This window comes from Flavobacterium sp. (assembly GCF_027490375.1).
Classification (GTDB): domain Bacteria; phylum Bacteroidota; class Bacteroidia; order Flavobacteriales; family Flavobacteriaceae; genus Flavobacterium.
This window is the reverse complement of the sequence record NZ_JAIXYH010000040.1, coordinates 24698-44419: the sequence shown is the minus strand read 5'-3', so window position 1 is coordinate 44419 and position 19722 is coordinate 24698. Positions and strand designations below refer to the sequence as shown.

Annotated in this window: 18 protein-coding genes; 4 read left to right on the top strand and 14 right to left on the bottom strand. The window is 41.0% G+C overall.

Annotated elements, in window-relative coordinates; all coding sequences use genetic code 11:
• Positions 1-16: 16 nt before the first annotated feature.
• From Q0064_RS04695 to Q0064_RS04665, 7 genes are all read right to left on the bottom strand, one after another.
• Positions 17-424 (bottom strand): hypothetical protein, encoded by a 408-nt coding sequence (locus tag Q0064_RS04695; protein ID WP_298145038.1) that lies wholly within the window; start codon positions 422-424, stop codon positions 17-19.
• A 529-nt stretch (positions 425-953) separates the two neighbouring features.
• On the bottom strand, positions 954-1769 hold the full coding sequence (locus tag Q0064_RS04690; protein WP_298145035.1) for a hypothetical protein: 816 nt from the start codon (positions 1767-1769) through the stop codon (positions 954-956).
• 578 nt (positions 1770-2347) lie between these two features.
• Positions 2348-2659 (bottom strand): hypothetical protein, encoded by a 312-nt coding sequence (locus tag Q0064_RS04685; protein WP_298145032.1) that lies wholly within the window; start codon positions 2657-2659, stop codon positions 2348-2350.
• A 242-nt stretch (positions 2660-2901) separates the two neighbouring features.
• Positions 2902-3114, bottom strand: a complete 213-nt coding sequence (locus tag Q0064_RS04680; RefSeq protein WP_298145029.1) for a hypothetical protein — start codon at positions 3112-3114, stop codon at positions 2902-2904.
• A 730-nt stretch (positions 3115-3844) separates the two neighbouring features.
• Positions 3845-4240 carry a DUF5071 domain-containing protein gene (locus Q0064_RS04675; protein WP_298145026.1) on the bottom strand — a complete coding sequence of 132 codons (396 nt, stop codon included), beginning with the start codon at positions 4238-4240 and terminating at the stop codon, positions 3845-3847.
• A 576-nt stretch (positions 4241-4816) separates the two neighbouring features.
• Positions 4817-5311, bottom strand: a complete 495-nt coding sequence (locus Q0064_RS04670) for a hypothetical protein (RefSeq protein ID WP_298145024.1) — start codon at positions 5309-5311, stop codon at positions 4817-4819.
• 2 nt (positions 5312-5313) lie between these two features.
• Positions 5314-5451: a hypothetical protein gene (locus Q0064_RS04665; RefSeq protein ID WP_298145021.1), complete on the bottom strand. Its 138-nt coding sequence runs from the start codon at positions 5449-5451 to the stop codon at positions 5314-5316.
• A gap of 645 nt (positions 5452-6096) precedes the next feature.
• On the opposite strand from Q0064_RS04665, the gene Q0064_RS04660 reads away from it, so the two are divergent.
• Together Q0064_RS04660 and Q0064_RS04655 are read left to right on the top strand one after the other, a co-directional pair.
• Positions 6097-6777, top strand: coding sequence for a phosphoribosyltransferase family protein (locus tag Q0064_RS04660; RefSeq protein ID WP_298145015.1), 681 nt, complete (start codon positions 6097-6099; stop codon positions 6775-6777).
• 188 nt (positions 6778-6965) lie between these two features.
• Positions 6966-8564, top strand: a complete 1599-nt coding sequence (locus Q0064_RS04655) for an Ig-like domain-containing protein (protein ID WP_298145013.1) — start codon at positions 6966-6968, stop codon at positions 8562-8564.
• Here the strand turns inward: Q0064_RS04655 and Q0064_RS04650 are convergent.
• From Q0064_RS04650 to Q0064_RS04625, 6 genes are all read right to left on the bottom strand, one after another.
• On the bottom strand, positions 8561-9325 hold the full coding sequence (locus tag Q0064_RS04650) for a nitrilase family protein (RefSeq protein ID WP_298145010.1): 765 nt from the start codon (positions 9323-9325) through the stop codon (positions 8561-8563). The two genes, Q0064_RS04655 and Q0064_RS04650, sit on opposite strands and share 4 nt — an antisense overlap.
• 102 nt (positions 9326-9427) lie before the next feature.
• Entirely contained in the window at positions 9428-9940 is a 513-nt protein-coding gene (locus Q0064_RS04645; protein ID WP_298145009.1) for a discoidin domain-containing protein, read from the bottom strand.
• A gap of 18 nt (positions 9941-9958) precedes the next feature.
• Positions 9959-10798, bottom strand: a complete 840-nt coding sequence (locus Q0064_RS04640; RefSeq protein ID WP_298145007.1) for an endonuclease/exonuclease/phosphatase family protein — start codon at positions 10796-10798, stop codon at positions 9959-9961.
• A gap of 108 nt (positions 10799-10906) precedes the next feature.
• A complete protein-coding gene (locus tag Q0064_RS04635) occupies positions 10907-11650 on the bottom strand; it encodes a succinate dehydrogenase/fumarate reductase iron-sulfur subunit (protein WP_298145004.1) in 744 nt (247 codons plus the stop codon).
• Between the two features lie 37 nt (positions 11651-11687).
• Positions 11688-13688, bottom strand: a complete 2001-nt coding sequence (locus Q0064_RS04630) for a fumarate reductase/succinate dehydrogenase flavoprotein subunit (protein ID WP_298145001.1) — start codon at positions 13686-13688, stop codon at positions 11688-11690.
• Between the two features lie 12 nt (positions 13689-13700).
• Positions 13701-14366 (bottom strand): succinate dehydrogenase cytochrome b subunit, encoded by a 666-nt coding sequence (locus Q0064_RS04625; RefSeq protein ID WP_298144998.1) that lies wholly within the window; start codon positions 14364-14366, stop codon positions 13701-13703.
• A gap of 218 nt (positions 14367-14584) precedes the next feature.
• On the opposite strand from Q0064_RS04625, the gene Q0064_RS04620 reads away from it, so the two are divergent.
• Together Q0064_RS04620 and Q0064_RS04615 are read left to right on the top strand one after the other, a co-directional pair.
• On the top strand, positions 14585-15877 hold the full coding sequence (locus Q0064_RS04620; protein ID WP_298144995.1) for an aminopeptidase P family protein: 1293 nt from the start codon (positions 14585-14587) through the stop codon (positions 15875-15877).
• Entirely contained in the window at positions 15874-16668 is a 795-nt protein-coding gene (locus tag Q0064_RS04615; protein WP_298144992.1) for an alpha/beta fold hydrolase, read from the top strand. The genes Q0064_RS04620 and Q0064_RS04615 overlap by 4 nt, the downstream gene beginning before the upstream one ends.
• Positions 16669-16855: 187 nt before the next feature.
• Here the strand turns inward: Q0064_RS04615 and Q0064_RS04610 are convergent, their stop codons facing one another.
• Positions 16856-19615, bottom strand: a complete 2760-nt coding sequence (locus Q0064_RS04610; protein WP_298144989.1) for a PD-(D/E)XK nuclease family protein — start codon at positions 19613-19615, stop codon at positions 16856-16858.
• Positions 19616-19722: the final 107 nt, after the last annotated feature.

Genomic DNA, 19722 nt, shown 5'->3' with positions numbered 1-19722 from the left:
TGATTAGGGTTGCCTGTTATTTAGATTTTTTAAGTTCTTTACTCCAGACCAGACGATCTATTTTTCTTAATAAAAAAGGTATCATAAAAATTAAAAATCCCCCGAAAGCGAAGTACAAGTAAACTTTTGAGTTTGTTGAATTCGTTAAATAAAAGGAATCACTGTTCTTGTAGTAATAAAAAGTGGCGTAGTTTTTCTTCGCGTTGTTATTATCGCAAAGTTCTTCTGGGGCACCACCAACAGCATAAACCTTGTCATTAAAAATAAATGAAGTGTTAGCAGCTCTTCCAGAGCACTCGTAGTTTAGAACTTTGCACGTAATCGGAATAAGCTTGTTTTCTTTTTGGCGCTCTATTAGATATGTCAAGAAAAAACCAATAACGGTTAAAACGCCTAGAATATATGTTATAGCGCTGTATTTCATCTGTTTTAGCAATTCGCGATTGTTTGGAAAAATTCTTAAAAAAGCCTGTAAACTCTTGTTTTAATGGCTTTTACTTGCATTTTATGAAAGTAGTACAATTGATTATAAGTTTTCATACGCCGAGACGACATTTTCACTAAAGAGGCAAGTTGCTTTAGATTCTTGCCTTGAGCCAACGAAAAACGCACGAAAAGCACCCTGACCAGCTTATGAAAGATCTTTACGTTTTCAAATTATTTTTATTTGGGCAGCATTTCCGGCTATTCGCTTTAAAGCCGCAGCTTCAGGCACATTGGGCAGTGCTTTTACTTTGGCTTCTTTGGTCGCCAGTAAAAGCACGCCAAATTTGCACCTGCCGCTTTACGGGTTTTTCGCTACTATCCGGGCTGCGGGCAGACGTTACCGAAAAATCGTTGGCAATAATTTGTTAATGCGCGGATTTCAAGTCTGGGCAATTAGATGTTGGTAACAAAAATCTGTAATTGATTTTCACAAAATTACAACCAATCAAACACGAAGTTACGATAGTCTAATTGAGATACTCTGGCCACCAGTTTCCCGAAATAATTTCATATTTCGTATAATCCTGATTGGTTGGTATTGCTATTTTCAGTTCAACAATTTTATTTCGGTAATAAATATTTTCAAAAGCCACTTTTTTAAAGTTTAATCTCTTAAGCTTTATTTCATAAATATATGGGTCTTTTGACTTATCTATTGGGTCAGACGCTATGTCGAGATAAACAATTTCGTCCTTCATTTTACCGATATAAAAATCGCCAGGGACGTTATAGGAGCTTAAGTCAAAACAAACTACTTTTTTCTTGATTTTTGCGATAAGGTATCCGTGAGTAATGTGTGCAAAATGTCCAAAACTGGTAAAAGACTTACCTTTAAATAGAAACAGTTCTAATCCATCGCCAGCGTTGTAATATCTGATTTCTGGGTCAGGTAAATCGAAGTCCAACAAACTCCAAAGCGCTTCATCTGTAGCATACGTTTCAATTTTATTATCATTGAAATACAAGAAAGAAGCAATCGAATCAGCTTCATAAGTGTTTAAATTTCTTCTTCCCCAAAAGAAATCACTAAAAACTACTTTTGTACTGTCATTTCTAAAAGCAACTTCTCTTTTGCTAAGCGCCTCACTTTCAATTATTTCAAAGTTAATTTTCTTAAACGGTAGTGAGTCAGCAAACGAAATGTTATTGAGAAACACTTTCAAATTATCATCGTCCTCTCTTGTTGCATTTGGAATATTCGACTGACAAGATAAAACCAGGCTTGTGAACAGCACAAAAACAATACTGCGGGTTATTGTTTTGTAGAAAAATATAGTATTCATAAGTTACGTCTGGAGTTCGTTTTTTAGATAATACCACCGATATGGCTGGCGTTCGCTAAGCGCATATAATCGGCAGACTTTGTTTCGTTATTTGGGTGAAGTTTTTCAGTTTTCAAGCCTCCTAAGATTAGTTCCGAGTTGTAATTCCATTTAAAATCAGTTTCGACTCTGCCGGCATTTGCTGGCCAAATAAAGCGCGCAACGACATTTTTTGCGTTTAGAAAAAGGTATTGTCCTAGTTCAAATTTACTCTTTCCGTATTATCAATGCCAAGCGAGGCTTTATTTGCGCAAATTACAGCAGATGTTATTCCTGCGTTATTTTTCTCCAATGCAAATTAGTTTTAAAATAGGCTGTACATCTCTCAAATTTGCCCACTCGATAATTTATCTTCGCACGAAGTCATATAGCTCCCTTGGGCATTGCCACTTGGCAGAAACTCCGTCAGAATTATTCCCAAATGATTTGTCGCCTGATTCTCACCGGAGCCACTGCGGCTTAGGAGGTTAACTAATTGGTGGTTACCTTCATTTTCTAGGGTATAGCACACAGATTCGCGGGATCGTGTTTTATGCAATTTACTCATTATTATTCTGACTTTCAATCTGATTTATGAACTTTGAGAAAGTTATCCAAAAATCTGTATCGTAAACCGTTTCTTGATCTACTTTCAGCAAAAGGGCTATATTTTTTACTTTTTTATGGTCGAAATGCGGCAAATTTTCTTTGTTAAAAAGTTCAAGGAATAGCAGTTCAAAAGCCATTTCATATTCATCGTGCTTAATAAAATGTTCAATTTCATTTAAACTAGGCTCATCTAAATTTTTAGCAAATAGGTTTAAAAGGAGAGAAAATTCGTGTTTGATATCCGTCCAGTCAATTTCGCTCATAGTTGTTCTTTATTTTTATAAAATATTGTTAGACAATGGTTTGAATCGGTGCCGAATTTGAGATGTTGGGCAATAATCGAAATATGCGTACGTTACCAAATTTACGCTGCCAACAATTTTCTAAGTTAAGAATTATAGGTTTGCGAGATAACAATAGGAAGACACGAACATGCGTTTTTTGGGTTGGTTTATGCAATTCATTAGGGTGTTCGCGTAGCGTGTTTTAATCCGAGAGCATTTAATCAATGTTTATGGAAGACTATGCTGTCGGACACTTTTCGATCGTTGATAAATTCAGAGATTTTAGTTACTCTTCCACAACTGCAATATTCTTTCGAAGTGCCGTTTTGTTCATTCTTTTTAAATTGAGCAGTTGTGTAAATGGTGTTGTTTAAATTATCGTAATAGGTAATAAAGTCACCCTCTATTTGTCCGTTAATTATAGTATATTTCATCTGTAATTTATTGGATTTGTAATATCGAAAGAATATCCGTTTTTTGCCGTTTTTCGACCATTTTTCTCTCATATATGTAAAATCGTCGCGGTGGTAGTAGTCTATAGTTTTTTGATCAAGTGAATTAGCATGTTGATATGTTATCATCTTTGTATCACCCAAGAAAGTCTGTTCAACAGACAATTTTTTGCAGGAACAAATGCTGAAGAAAACAAATAAAACAAAATAATTTAAATACCGCATGTTGCACTTTTTTCAAAGCTTATCTCAATCGTTGTCGCCTTTTTGATTTTTTGACCAAGCTGTAGAATCAACTTCTCTTTTAGGACTGTCAAAATAGCTCTCAGAAATAGTATATTTTGAGAACAATTGACCTTCCAGCTATTTCGGTTCCTTAGGAACGGATTATACGTCCATCCGATTGGGCGCGTTAGTTTTAACCGAGTTCCCTTCGCCTTTTACCTCATCGTCTTGTTCTTGGCCTTGGAAACCATAGCGATACTCGTTTATACTACCGTACCTATTTGGTATAAGCGAACCAAAAGGGGTAGATTCTTTTTTGTAAAAGAACCTGTGGAAAATACAAAAAAAGCATTACGATTGACAGATGCTTTAGTGTTTTTATTACTGAGTAGTCACGAGACCTGCTTGAGCGATTGTGCTTTAATAAGAAAACTCAGGAGAGATGGGGGAAAAATAATTTTTTTATCGTGTGATTAACTTTGATACATTACTCTAAGCAAATAATTTTATATTTTTTACAAATGTCCTCTGCTAATTCATTTAATTCCGCTTCTAATTCTGCTTCGGTAGGGTGTTTATAAATTCTACAAACCTGTTTATAAATTTTATTATTCGGAATAATATTTGAATGAAGTAGTAGTGAAAATAATATTGAATATTTCCACTCTTCATCTTTGCTTCTTAAAACTTGGATGATTTCATCGTCAATTTTGTTTGCATATTGACTTAAATACTTAGATACTAAAGCTGCGGCAGGCCAATTCATATCTTTTAGCCATTCAAGTAGACTATTTACATCATCTTTTATTTCATCAATATTCATCTTTTCTAAAAAGACAAAGAAATTAACATCAGACTTGTCTTGTGGGATATATCTTTTCATTTTTAAGGTTTTACTTTAGCTGCGCTCTCCGAAGTCTCCCGACTTCCGGGTAATTATTTGTAACTTGAAAAACGCAAGAAGTACGCTATCTGTATTTGTACTATCTCTTCAGTGCATAAATAAAGATGAATTTTAGTGTGCTTTTTAATCATACCTCAAAGTCGGTAGGCGTTGCGAAGCGAGAGTAGTGCTAAAGTATAAATTTCTACGTTGCTTGGCTACTGGAAATTGCTAATTGTGAACACAACTCGCCCGCGCCGGCACACAGTGCCCCATGCTGCAATCCTCCCAAGCGGACAAGATCTAGCAAATGCCAAACAAGTGAGCTAAGAAAGAGTGCTAAAAAACGTCTCAAAATGAGGGTGTTGTGAGGCGGTTTGCTTTTTATTTCAGAAATTAGTACTATCCTAAGTACGGGCTGGCTGGAACTAGATGGTACGAAAAGCAACGTGTCGCTGTCGCTGGGCTTATTTAGAATTTAACGAAAAACCTGTAGAGAAAGCCAATTCATTTTAAAACTGAAAACATAAACTTGATTTATTGACGGTTCGAATTAGGGGAAGCTTACAGAATGGGCTACCAAACGACATCAGAATTCTCAGTAAGCCCCATAGATTCAGTTATTTCTTTAATTTTCACAGATAAAAAAGAACCTAGAGCCATATGAAAATCGTATGCTTTTCTTTTGTCAACACTTTGTATGATTTCAATAAAGCAATTTAAAAAATCTGAACTCTCATTGAAAAGTTCTAATTCCTGTTTTAATTTTTCTTTTAATTCCAGATCTTCTTCATTATCAACAAAATCAACAAGAAACTTTTTTTTATCTAAAAATAATATTTTAGGAATCTCTACTGTATTAATTTCATTTTCAATCAATCCCTTAACAAGGATCCGTTTAGATTTATCAACTTGTACATTCTCATTTCTAAAATATTGAGACAATCCCGTTTCTGTCTTAATAGTACAATACAATAAATCATTTTCTTTTTCAAAATAATATTTCTTGTCAAATTCAACATTTGTAATTGCTTTCTGCAAGAAAAAATAGTATTTATCTATTGTATTCATAATTAATCATTTATTAAGTCAGTCCAAGTACTTGGAGCTTTTATGGCACATCCCGTTACCTTTACCTCATCATCATTCGCTTTTCCGTTAATGCCATAGCGGTAATTCCCCGTTTCATCATGCCGGTTTGGTATGAGCATACCAAAGGGGTCGTAATCAGTATATGCAAGAACGTCGGGTTAATGCTAAGGTATGTTTTTTTGCGTTACACCGCCGTGATCCCTAACCAAATAGTGAACACAACTCGCCCGCGCCGGCACACAGTGACCCATGCAACAAATTTAGCAAATGCCATACAAGTAACCCAACAAACCTTGCTACAAATCTTCTCAAAATGAGGGTGTTGTAAGGCAGTTTGCTTTTTATTTCGGAAATTAGTACTATCCTAAATACGGGCTGGCGGGAACGAGCAGACTTTCTGAAAGATGTTGTCGGACGGCTCACCTTCAGCCTGTTGTTTTGCTATAGATGGAGTAATTGCCTCACCCGCGCTGGCTGGAATTAGGCCAGACTTAAAGCAGCATGTCGTTACCGCTCGGCTCATTTTAAAACGGATAAGATAAATTTGATTTGCGAAGGATTCGAATTAGGAGAAGGCTACGCCTCCATCCCGACTGCAAAATCGTTCTCAATGAAACTAGTTTTCAAAAAACCTACTCGCCGAAGCTGTAATAGGGCACAAATTGAAAATTAGTGTATGGCCTTTTTCCCATCTCAAAATCTTCAAAATTTACGGTTTTTCCGTAAAATCATTGTTTGTCAGCGCTGTATCTTTCGCAAAAAAGATGATTCGCGATTTACTAAACGTTTTGTATCCTCCGGTTTGTTGCGGCTGCCGAAATCTGCTACTCACCGGCGAAAAAAGTATCTGTACCAAGTGCCGACACGAACTGGCGCTCACCAACTACCATTTGTATTCCCAAACCGAAGCCGCCTCAAAATTCTCCGGACGGCTGGAACTCGCCTTTGTTTCCTGCTTCGTTTATTTCAGTAAATCAAGCATCGCACAAAAACTAATACACGAACTCAAATACAAAGGACAACAACAAATCGGCGAACTTTTTGCCTATTGGTATGCAACCGATTTAAAGCAAGTGCCCGCTTTACAAAAAATCGATTACGTTGTTCCCGTACCGCTTCACAAACGCCGGTTGCGCGAACGCGGTTACAATCAAGTGGCACGCTTCGCAGAAACACTCGCTCAAACCTTAGGTGCCACATACAACGACCAACTTTTAATTCGAAATCGGTATCGAAAAACGCTCACCACCAAAAATAAATCGGAGCGTCTCGGACAAGACAGCGGTATTTTTGGACTAAACGCAGAAGCTGACAAAAAATCGGGACACTACCTGCTCGTCGACGATGTGCTTACCACCGGCAGTACACTAACACAATGCGGACAGGCGCTCCGAGAAATTCCCGGAGTTCAAATTAGCATCGTTACTATGGCTATGTCGATTTAACAACTTCCATTTCCGATTCCAAATCTCAAAACAGTTTTCACCAAAGTGTGTGGTTTTTTCTTTTCACCAACGCAACAAGTAGCTCAAACTTACCCAAAATGTAGTTTTAACTTGATGCTACCTCCTGCCGCGGTGCCGCTTCTTGAAAAATAGTCGTTACTTTGCCTTCCTGAAAAGGCGTTATAACCATGAAGAAAATCGCAGCATTAACCGCAATTGTTCTCTTATCGCTTCTGATCTTTAGCCGTTGTGCGAAAGTGGGCTCCATTAGCGGCGGACCTTTAGATTCGATTCCTCCTGTTTTGGTTTCGGCTTCTCCTAAAAACTTTTCGACCAATTTCAATAGTCAGGTTATTAAAATCAGTTTTAGCGAATACGTTAAATTCAAAGACGTTAGCAAACAATTGGTGGTTTCTCCGCCGCTAAAACAACAGCCCACCGTTACACCTACCGTAGCTGCAAAAGAATTTACAATACGTTTTCGCGACACACTAAAACCAAACACCACCTATTGTTTAAATTTCGGAAACAGCATTCAAGATAACAACGAAGGCATTTCGCTAGAGAACTTTAGATACGTTTTTTCAACCGGAAGTACAATCGATTCGCTTACGCTGGAAGGCCGCGTTTCCGATGCACTCGAACGCAAACTCGATCCTGGAATTAGCTTGCTCCTTTACGATGCAAACGACAGCTACAACGACTCACTCGTTTACAAACAAGCACCGCGTTACGTAACTACCACCCGCGATAGTTTGAACAACTTTAAGTTCGAATATTTAAAAGCCGGTTCCTACAAACTTATTGCACTGCAAGAGAAAACTGTAAACTACAAACTAGAACCCGCTTCGGAAAAAATCGGATTTAGCAGCACTTTTATCCAAGTTCCTAATACCGAAAGTCAGCAAGTACGGGTATCTAAAGCTAAAAGCACCTTTAAAGCTTTAAACGCATCGTCGGCTTCGGCAAACCGACTACTTATCGGATATTCGGGAACGGCAGATCAAGTTCAAGCCGAAATCTTATTTCCAAAAACCGATTTAAAACCCGTGGTTACAAAAATTCCTGGCAAAGATTCGTTGCACGTTTTTATTCCGCAGGGCAAAAAAGACTCAATCGGTGTGCGCATCCGTTCAGGTGCCTATCAAAAAGATTTCACGGTCAAGTCGAAACTTCAAGCATCAGACAGCCTAACAATATCTGCGGTTAAAGCAGGCGCGTTGCCATGGCGCGAAGATTTTGAACTGCTTTCTTCGACGCCCATAGCTCGCATTAATAAAGAACTCATCTCGCTTACGCAGAATGGCAAACCGATTGATTTTAGCTTAACGGAAGATCTCGCCCATTTGAAAACCACTGTGAAGTTCAAAAAGGAGGAAGTCGCCAAATACGTTTTACAAATCCTTCCAAAAGCCGTTCAAGACATTTACGGACAGGAAAACGATAGCCTTAAATTTAGTTTTGGAACTCGTGCCTTATCCGAGTTTGGAAATCTGACGTTATCGCTTAAAAACGCTCCTAAATCGCCGCTGCTGCTGCAATTAACCAACGATAAAGGAAAAGTTCTCTACGAAAGTGTGGTTTCGGAAAGTCAACAAGTGTTTTTTGAAGGCCTAGAACCCAATAAATTTTATGTTCGCGTAATTGTCGACACCAACGGAAACGGCATGTTTGATTCGGGAAATATTCTTGAAAACAAACAACCCGAAGAGGTCATTTACTTCCCCGAACTTCTCGACGTACGAGCCAATTGGGATGTTAATCAAGATTTCGATCTGAGGCGTTAGCGCAAGTCAAAGGCGTCGGCATCGTATAAAAACCCAAGTTTTTCCCTTTGCTGTCGCTGAAATTCAAAATCGATTTCCACGATTTCAGAACGATCGTCGTTTAATACCTTTATTTGGGTATTTCCCAAACAATCGATAACCGCAGTATGGCCAGGATACGACAAGTTTTTTCCGTCAACGCCAATCCGATTTACGCCAATAACTGCGCTCATATTTTCAATAGCACGTGCCTTCAAAAGCGTGTCCCAAGCCAAAATACGAGTTTCGGGCCAGTTCGCTACGTAAATCAATAAATCGTAGTCGTTGTTATTTCTGCTAAAAACTGGAAAGCGCAAATCGTAGCAAATCTGCGGCATGATACGAATTCCTTTGTACAGAATAATTTCCCGACGATTGCCCGCTTCAAAATTCTGCTGCTCGCCCGCTAGCGTAAACAAATGGCGTTTGTTGTAGTGTCGAACCGCGCCGTTGGGAAATATAAAAACCAATCGGTTGTAGAATTTTCCGTGTTCTTCGATAACTAAACTTCCTGTAATGGCGCAATTTTTCGCCTTTGCTAATTGTTTCAGCCCCATTATCGTTTCGCCATTCATGGTTTCGGCAACGGCTGTAGGGTTCATGGTAAAACCAGACGAAAACATTTCGGGTAGTACGATTAAATCGACGTTTGCGGGTAAATCGTTAATCTTTTGCGTTATATGCCGCCTGTTTTCGGTTGGGTTTTCCCAGAATAGTGTGGTTTGTATTAAGGCTGTCTTCATTTTTTTAGATTGGATAAAATTCAATTAACCCTTCACGAGTTTTGAACCCTTCAAGAGTTTTGAACTCTTGAAGGGTTTACTGGGATGGATAAAATTAAAAATCTATTTTATCGTTATTTCATCAATAAAAATAAAAGCATCGCCACCAAAACCTGTATGCCATTCGGGTAGTTTGCCAAAGTTATAGGCTTTTATTTTTACATATCGCGCATTTATTGGTGTTGAGATACATCGGAAATCTTTAATGCTGTTTTCTGCTTGTTTAGGATTTACGTCATTACTGCTAATTCCAAGTAAAGTAAAATTGACATTATCCACGGAAGTGTAATATTCCACTTTTGTTGGCATTAAAATCCATGAACGTTGGTCTTGCAGATAATTGGAATGAATTTCAGAGATGGATTTAATTTCCTGTAAATCGACAACGGCTTCAAAATCCTGACTTTGGTAACCTTGCCAATCGCCTTTGCGCCAATTGGTTGTGCCGAAAATGCCGTCTAGTAAACCGTCAGTACCACCCGCATGATACTGCGGATTGTATTTAGATTTAATGTCAATTGTGTACTTGTTGGGTTTTTTGAAGAAGGTTGCCAAGATGGTGTCGCTAGTTTTCATCAAACTTAAAGACTGCAATTAATTAAACGTTAATTCAACATAAACCGGCAAGTGATCTGAAGGGTATTTTAAATCCTTAGAGTCGCTCAAAACAGCATATTTATTCACTTTAAAAGGATTTCCCTTTGATAAAAAGATGTAATCAATTCGTTTTGTGACTGCTTCATTATGTTTAAAAGCGTTGAAAGTACCACTTGGACCAAAAGGTTTTTGTTCGGAAATATCTTGACTGTCGATCATCAATTTCTTTAAATTGATAATTCGTTCCTCTGTAGGTTCTGAATTGAAATCGCCTAGTAAAACGACAGGAAAACTTTTGGTGTTGAGCGCTTTGATTTTTAAGAGAATTACTTCTATTCCTTTGGTTCTGGCTATGTCGCCTTGATGGTCTAAATGAGTGTTGAAAACCCAGAAGGATTTCTTTGATTCCTTATCTTTTAATAGAACGTAAGTACAAATCCTATTGAGTGCTGCATCCCAACCTTTTGAAACAATTTCGGGAGTTTCAGATAGCCAAAAGGTATCGCTGGTAAGTACTTCAAATCGGTTTTTCTTAAAGAAGATATTAGACGATTCGCCTGTTCCGTTGCCATCACGACCTATTCCAACATAGTTGTATTTTGGCAAAGCCGATTTAATATCGATAACTTGATTGGGCAACGCTTCTTGAATTCCGAAAATATCGGGGTCATAAAAACCCAATTGCGAACAAAGAAATTCTTTTCGGTTTTGCCATTTGTTTTCTCCGTCAGATTCGAGATCTAAACGAATGTTGTAGGTTATTAGTTTTAAGTCTTGCGCAAAAAAAGGCCCATTACAAAAAATAATGAGTAGAATTGAAAAGGATAATTTTTTCATTTACGTTCAAAGTTCCTATTGGATTCGTAAAGATAGGATCTTTAGTTTTCTGTAATAAAAAACGCATCCAAACTAATGGATGCGTCTCAAAAATGTACGTTGTAAATCTTATTTTAAACTTGCAGCTAGGTATTCTCTGTTCATTCTTGCGATGTTCTCAAGCGAAATCCCCTTCGGACATTCCACTTCGCAAGCGCCCGTATTGGTACAGTTTCCGAATCCTTCTTCGTCCATTTGGCGCACCATGTTTAATACACGATCCGTGGCTTCTACGCGTCCTTGTGGAAGCAAAGCAAACTGACTCACTTTTGCAGACACAAACAGCATAGCCGACGAGTTTTTACAAGTTGCTACACAAGCTCCACAACCAATACAAGTTGCCGCATCAAAAGCGCGATCGGCGTCGTGTTTTGGAATTGGAATCGCGTTGGCATCAAGCGTATTTCCAGATGTATTTACCGAAATAAAACCACCTGCTTGCTGAATTCGATCAAAAGCCGAACGGTTTACGGCCAAATCTTTAATTACTGGAAATGCTTTCGCGCGGAACGGCTCGATGAAAATCGTATCGCCATCTTTGAATTTACGCATGTGCAATTGGCACGTAGTTACTCCGCGGTCGGGTCCGTGTGCTTCGCCATTGATGTAAAGCGAACACATGCCACAGATTCCTTCTCTACAGTCGTGATCGAAAGCAACAGGATCATGGTCTTTTTGAATGAGATCGTCGTTTAAAACGTCTAGCATTTCCAAAAACGACATATCAGGCGATACATTATCGATCGCATAATCGACCATCTTGCCTTGATCTTGTGCGTTTTTCTGTCTCCAAATTTTTAGATTAAGTTTCATATCTTATCTTTTTTGCCTTACGGCTGTTTGGTATCAATTATTTGTAGCTACGAGTTACGAGTTTTACGTTATCGTATACTAATTGTTCTTTATGTAAAACGGCATCGGCTGGTTTTCCTTTGTATTCCCACGCAGCTACGTATGCAAAATTCTCGTCGTCACGCAGTGCCTCGCCGTCTGGAGTTTGGTATTCTTCACGGAAGTGGCCGCCACATGATTCGTTTCTGTGCAATGCATCTTTCGCGAAAAGCTCGCCCAATTCTAAGAAGTCGGCAACACGCATCGCTTTCTCTAACTCTTGGTTGAAGCTGTCGAGTGTTCCTGGAACTTTAACGTTTTTGTAGAACTCGTCGCGCAATTCGGCAATTTCTTTGATAGCTTCGTTCAAACCTTTCTCGTTACGAGCCATACCAACTTTATCCCACATAATTTTTCCTAAACGTCTGTGGAAGTGGTCGACAGGTTGCGTTCCTTTGTTTGAAACGAATTGTTCCAACTGTGTTCTCACCGACTTTTCAGCTTCGTCGAACTCCGGAGTATTTGTTGGAATTGGACCTAATTTGATATCCGGCGCCAAATAATCGCCTATGGTGTATGGAAGAACGAAATAACCGTCGGCTAAACCTTGCATCAACGCCGAAGCTCCCAAACGGTTGGCTCCGTGATCGGAGAAGTTTGCTTCACCGATAGCGAAACAACCTGGAATCGTGGTCATTAAGTTGTAGTCTACCCAAACGCCGCCCATGGTGTAGTGCACCGCTGGATAAATCATCATTGGTGTTTCGTACGGATTCTCATCTACGATTTTCTCATACATCTGGAATAAGTTTCCGTATTTAGAGGCAACTACTTCTTTTCCGAGTTTAAGCACCAACTCTTTGTCGTTTTCGTCTAAATGACGGATACGAGCTTGATCTTTACCGTAGCGTTCTATTGAAGAGGCGAAATCAAGATACACAGCTTCACCTGTTTTATTAACTCCATAACCGGCATCGCAACGCTCTTTTGCTGCGCGCGAAGCAATATCACGCGGAACTAAGTTTCCAAACGCTGGATAACGTCTTTCCAAGTAGTAATCTCTTTCTTCTTCAGACAATTGCGTTGGTTTTTTGCGTCCTTCGCGAATAGCTTTAGCATCTTCAAGTGATTTTGGAACCCAAATACGTCCGTCGTTTCGCAGCGATTCCGACATCAAAGTAAGTTTCGACTGGTGATCACCTGAAACCGGGATACAGGTTGGGTGAATTTGCGTGTAGCACGGATTTGCGAAGTATGCTCCTTTTTTGTGCACTTTCCAAGCAGCGGTTACGTTTGAACCCATAGCGTTGGTCGACAAGAAAAATACGTTTCCGTAGCCACCACTTGCAATAACAACTGCATGTGCTGAGTGGCGTTCGATCGCGCCAGTCATTAAATTTCTTGCAATGATACCACGCGCTTTTCCGTCGATTACTACCAACTCAAGCATTTCATGACGCGCGTACATTTTTATTTTTCCGCGTGCAATTTGGCGGTTCATGGCCGAGTATGCTCCCAACAACAATTGCTGTCCGGTTTGTCCTTTAGCATAGAACGTACGAGAAACGAGCGTTCCACCAAACGAACGGTTGTCGAGTAATCCGCCGTATTCGCGAGCTAGTGGCACACCTTGCGCAACACATTGGTCGATAATGTTTGTAGAAACCTCAGCTAAACGATATACGTTAGCTTCGCGAGCGCGGTAATCGCCGCCTTTTACAGTATCGTAAAAGAGTCGGAACACCGAGTCACCGTCGCCCATGTAATTTTTTGCCGCGTTGATACCGCCTTGTGCTGCGATAGAGTGAGCGCGACGTGGCGAATCTTGAAAACAAAACGCTTTTACGTTGTAACCTAATTCGGCTAGAGTGGCCGAAGCCGAACCTCCTGCCAAACCTGTTCCAACCACGATAATGTCTAGATTTCGTTTGTTGGCCGGGTTTACAAGGTTGATTTTATTTTTGTAGTTCGTCCATTTCTGATCAATTGAACCTGCGGGTATTTTAGAATCTAAAGCCATAGCAAAAACTGATTAAATGGTGAAATGATGATATAAAGCAATTAGCGCAAAGCCCGCTGGTACCAAAATGGCAAAAGCGTATGCAAATCCGCGCAAACTGCGGCTGTATTTGTTATTAAAACCTACTGATTGGAACGACGACATAAACCCGTGGAGTAAGTGAAGTGCCAGCAACACAAAAGAAACCACGTAAATACCTACTCGAACCGGATCAACGAATTTCTGACGAAGTTCTTCGTAATAACGCGTCGGATCTTCAGGTTGCACATTGATGTACTTCACGTTCATTTCGTGCACCCAGAAATCGTAAAAATGCAAACCTAAGAATGCCAAAACAACAATTCCGGTGATGACCATATTTCTAGACATCCAAGAAGCGTTTGCGGCGCCGTTGTTCTTCACGTATTTTACCGGACGAGCTTGTTTGTTTTGATAATCGAGATATAATCCCATGCAGAAGTGAAAAATTACACCGAAAATCAAAATCGGTTGCAATACAAATTGCACTAAGGGATTGTAACCCATGAAATGAGAAATCTCGTTGAAAGTATCTGGCGATACTACCGACATGGAGTTGATAAAAAAGTGTTGTCCTAGGAATAATATCAAAAATAATCCGGAAAGCGCCATGGCTACCTTTCGAGCTATCGACGATTTGAGCATACCATTGTTTGACATCGTGGGTCAGTTTAGTGTTAAAATCGCACAAAAGTACTGCAAGCCGTCCTATACTACAACGTTTACTTTGTTATTTATACCCGTTTTAAAATGATTTTAGCTTTTGTTGAACGCATTTCGAAAAAATATCTGCTCACTACTGCGAAATCGTTGGCTTGGCAACGCCCGAATCGAGATTTTTGGGTAAGTTTACAACCCTATTCTTACACGTAAACGCTATGAAATATCTACCTATCGACAAGAACTTATTTGTAAAGAACCGCCGCAAGTTTACCAGCCAGATGAAACCATCGTCGGTAGCGGTATTTAATTCTAATGATATTTATCCGGTTTCGGCCGACAGCACCTTGCCCTTTGCGCAACACCGCGATATTTTTTACCTCTCGGGCGTTGATCAGGAGGAAAGTATTTTACTCTTGTGTCCGGACGCTCCGTATGAACACCTGCGCGAAATCTTGTTTTTGCGCGAAACCAATGAACATATTGCCGTTTGGGAAGGCGAAAAGTTAACTAAAGAACGTGCGTACGAGGTTTCGGGAATCAAATCGGTTTTTTGGTTATCGGATTTTGAAAAGGTGTTGAAAGAAGTGATGACCTACGTGGAAATTATGTACATAAATACCAACGAACACTACCGCCAGAATGTGGAAGTTGAAACCCGCGAAGACCGTTTTGTAAAGTGGTGGAAAGCAAAATATCCGGCACATCAGGTGGCAAAAAGCAACACCATTTTGCAGTACATCCGCTCGATTAAAGAGCCAGAAGAAATTGATTTGATTAAACACGCCTGTTCGATTACCGAGCGCGGTTTCCGACGTGTACTGCCTTTTGTGAAACCCGGCGTTACCGAATATGAAATTGAAGCCGAGTTTTTGCATGAATTTGTGCGCAACCGTTCGAAAGGATTTGCCTACACGCCCATTATTGCTTCGGGTAACAACGCCAATGTGCTGCACTACATTGAAAACAACCAGATTTGCCGCGAAGGCGATTTGATTTTGTTAGATTTGGCTGCCGAATACGCAAACTACTCGAGCGACATGACGCGCACCATTCCGGTTTCGGGAACGTACAACGCACGACAGAAAGCCGTTTACAACGCTGTTTTGCGCGTAAAAAACGAGGCAACCGCAATGCTGACTCCGGGCACACTTTGGAAAGAATACCACAAGGAAGTTGGAAAAGTCATGACATCGGAATTGCTCGGACTTGGCCTTATCGATAAAGCCGATGTACAAAATGAGAATCCGGATTGGCCTGCGTACAAAAAGTACTTCATGCACGGCACTTCGCACCATTTAGGACTCGATACACACGATTACGGACTATTGCACTTGCCTATGGAAGCCAATATGGTTTTCACGGTGGAGCCAGGAATTTACATACCGGAAGAAAAATTTGGTATTCGTTTGGAAGATAACGTTGTTGTACAAAACTCTGGCGCACCATTGAATTTGATGGCAACTATTCCGATTGAAGTTGAAGAAATTGAAGATTTAATGCGCGGATGATTCGAACATACAAAGGCATTTCGGTAGGATACGAAGTTGTTGGTCGCGGACCGGCCTTAGTGGTTTTGCACGGTTTTTTGGAAGACCGATCGATGTTTGATCCGTTTTTAGAATTGTGGAGTAAAACCTACAAGGTAATTGCCGTTGATTTGCTCGGACACGGCGAAACCGAATCGAAAGGCTATGTTCATACCATGGAAGATCAGGCCGATATGGTTGTGGATTTACTGGACCAACTCAAAACAAAAAACGCGATTTTCCTCGGTCATTCCATGGGTGGTTATGTGGCTTTGGCTGTTGCCGAATACTATCCGGAACGTGTAAAAGCCTTGATTATGCAGAATTCGACCGCTGTGGCCGATTCGGAGGAACGAAAAGTAAACCGCGATCGGGCGATTGCTGCCGTAAAGCAAGATCACCGCACTTTTGTGTATTTATCGATTGCTAATTTGTTTAGCGAAACGAGTCGCGAGCGTTGCAAAGAACAAATTGCTGTGCTGCGCGAGAAAGCCTTGCAGACACCTCTGCAAGGTATAGTTGCTGCTCTGGAAGGCATGAAAATTCGGAAAGACCGTGAGGTGATTATTCACTTTGCGCCGTTTCCGATGATCTACATCGCTGGAAAACTAGATCCGGTTTTGCCGCTGGCCGGAATTCAAGAGCAGTTGCTTGGCTCTTCGGCCGAATTGGTAGTGTGCGAAGAGGGACATATGTCGCACATTGAAGATCCGGAACGATACATTGCAGCCGTTAATGGCTTTTTGAAATTGGTCAAGAAACTGAAATCTTGATAACGATTGCCCGCAGCCGCGATTGCAGTGGAAATGCGGGCGGTGCAAAGGTGTGTGGAGGCTTTTTGGGTGCTGCGACCAACGGAAGCTGAACCCAAAAACTGCCGTAACCGCCGTTGCGCGCCCAAATTGCAACGAAAAGCGGGAAAAGCTGCCCAAAAAAACCACTATAATCGTGCGCTAAAATTTACTTTTTCTCCTTCTTCCGATCGGCGGTAAACGGAATTTCTGGATTCAGCATTTCGCTAATCACGTACGTCATGGCTTGTTGATACTGGTCAAAAACCGTTGGGTCGATTAGCGAATCGGAGGCGGCAAAATTTTTAAGTTGCAGCACAATTGCGCCTTCTTTTGGGCTTCGCAACGAAATAATTCCGGCCTCGAACGTTTTAAACGGCGTTCCGCTGGCGGCTGCAAAAGCGTAGGTAAGCAGCTGTAAAACCTTGCTTTCTTTAAGATTGGCTTCGTGCTGTGCGGCGGCATCGAACTTGAGATAATTTCGATCTACGCGGCCCGTTTTGTAATCGAGAACGCGAATGATTCCGTTTAGCTCATCGATACGATCGACTTTACCGGAAACGCGCACCGGAAAATCGAATTCTGGCACGGATAAATCAGCAGAAAGTTTTTGTTCTAAAAGTCGAATAATGAGTGTGTTTCCAGCAGCAACCAAGGCACGTTCGGCCTCGAGATAGGATTTTATGGTCGTTCGAGCAAAACTAATTTCGAGGAAATTTTGTCCGAAAGCCAAATCGCCTTCTTTGAATAAAATCTCGGCTTCTTTTTGCAGCAATTCGGGGAAAAGTGCGAGAGCTTTGTCGTAGAAATCGGTTGTAAGCACCTGATTTAGATACGGTTCGTAGAGTTTTTCGAATACGTTATGAATGATCGTCCCAAGCGTGTTTGCGGCGATGTTCTCTTCGACTTCATCTTCGGGTCGCAGGCCGAGTAGGTATTGTTTGTAAAACTCTTTCGGACTTCTCAAATACGTATCGACCGCCGAAGGAGACAAGCCGTGTGCGAGCAACTGTTTGAGTTGACTGATTAGTGCGGGCGTTTTAAAGATTTCCTGACGCGCCTCGGCTTTGGCTTCGACGAAGGTGTTGAAAATATGCTCGGTTATTTGGTGATTGGGTGAGGGGTCGAAAAGCAATTGCGTAATAAAGCGGCTGCGTTCGGCACTTTCGAAACCTTCGGTATCGAGATTGTAGATGAGATCTACGTGTTTGGCACGTTGGAGCAAATGGTAAAAGTGGTAGGAAAAAATAGCGTCTTTTTCGCGATAGGTTGGCAATCCGCGTTCGCGTTTCACATCGTGCGGAATAAAGCTATTAAAACTCTTTCCTGCGGGCAGTTTTCCTTCGTTTAGGCCCAAGACCAAGACGCGTTCGAAATCGAGCGTTCTAGACTCTAAAATACCCATAATTTGGAGTCCTTCGAGCGGTTCGCCTTCAAAAGAAACGGTGACGGTTTTAAGCAGTTGTTTTAGAATTTGAATGGCTTGGTCGATATCGAGTGTAATTTGTTGCTGTGCGGTTTCGAGGTATTCGGACCATTTGGCAACAACGCGCGCGAACTCGAAGAGATAGCTAAGTTGCAATCTGCTTTCGCGTTGCTCTACGGAAAGCGTGGGTTTGAGCAAGTTGATGATCGTGGTGAGATACGCGGGCAGATTACTTCCGTTGGGTTCGATATCGGTAAGGATGGCGCGTAGGAGCGGATCCTCGGTGCGTTGAAGTAGCCTATTGCTGTTGCAGAAGGCAATGTTGTTTTCGGTTAGGTACTGCAAGATGTTGTTGGCTTGCTTTCCAGAAATGAAATTATGCGACAGTACGCGAAGCAAATCACGGTGGTAAATACTGCCACCTTTTCGTTGCTTTGCTGCGAGTTGCATGCGTAAAATATCTTTAAACAACTGTACTACCGAAGATTTCTCCAACGGCAAGCCCATCGTAATATTCAGTGTTTCGATATGTGAGGGCAGCGCAGCTAAGAGCGGTTGCAGCAGCGATTCGTCGGCTAAGACTACTGCTGTTTTAGAAAGACGTTCAGGATTTTGCTGAACCCATTCGTTTAGGATTTGCGAGGCGATTTTCACTTGTCCGATGCGTCCGGTAGTTCCGAGGCAATTGATTTCTTTGTGTTGACTGAACTCGTTGGTGACAAAATTCATGGATTGGGTTCGAAACTGCGGCCAGGTTGTGGCGTAACGTCTCAGAAAGAGTCCGGCATCGTGGGTTTTATCGGCGAATAGAGTTTTATCGATATCGAAAAAAATCTGTGCTTTTCCTACTTCCATCAAACTTTTGATGATGCGTTCTTCGGCGGCGTTTAACGCATTAAATCCCGCGAAGAAGAAGTGCGCGTCGGTATTTGCTGCAAACGCGTTGATTTGCTCACTCGCTCTGCGATATGCCAATCCTTGATAGGCGAGATTGAGGTGTAATAATCGTTCTTTGAGTGCGTAGTAATACTTAGGCAGCTGGTTCCAGAAGTTGAGATATCTTTTAAGCAGCGGCGTATCGTCGGGGTTTGCGCCCCACTTTTTGATGTCGTCTATGGCTTTCAAGTAATCGAATATCGCGTCTGGATTGAGCAGATAGCGGTCGATTTCGTTGAAATCGGCTAGTGCAGTTGGTGCCCAATTGGCGAAAAACGAGAAGTCTTGAATGTTTTCGTGGTTAGTAACGGACTGGTAGACGTTGTAAAACTCGAGCAATAAGTTGAGTTCTTCTATAGGATTAGCTCCACTGACCTTTGAAATGAATTCTTCTACGCTCCATATTTCGGGTGCAAAAACGGGAGTTTGGCAGTTGGATCGCAGTTCGCGGAGCAGAAAAATTTTGGCGCGTTTGCTGGGAAGAATCACTACGGGCCATTCTCCTGTTTTCTCGCGATGTGTGAACATTTCGGCACTTAGAAGTTGTAGAAAAGTATTAGCTGCCATTAATTTTGTTGCATTGGGTAGAAAAAAGGTTATGCGATTTTAGCTTTAAAAGTGCCTTGTTCACGTGATTTTACGATCGAAAGCACGTTATCAAATTTAATACGTAT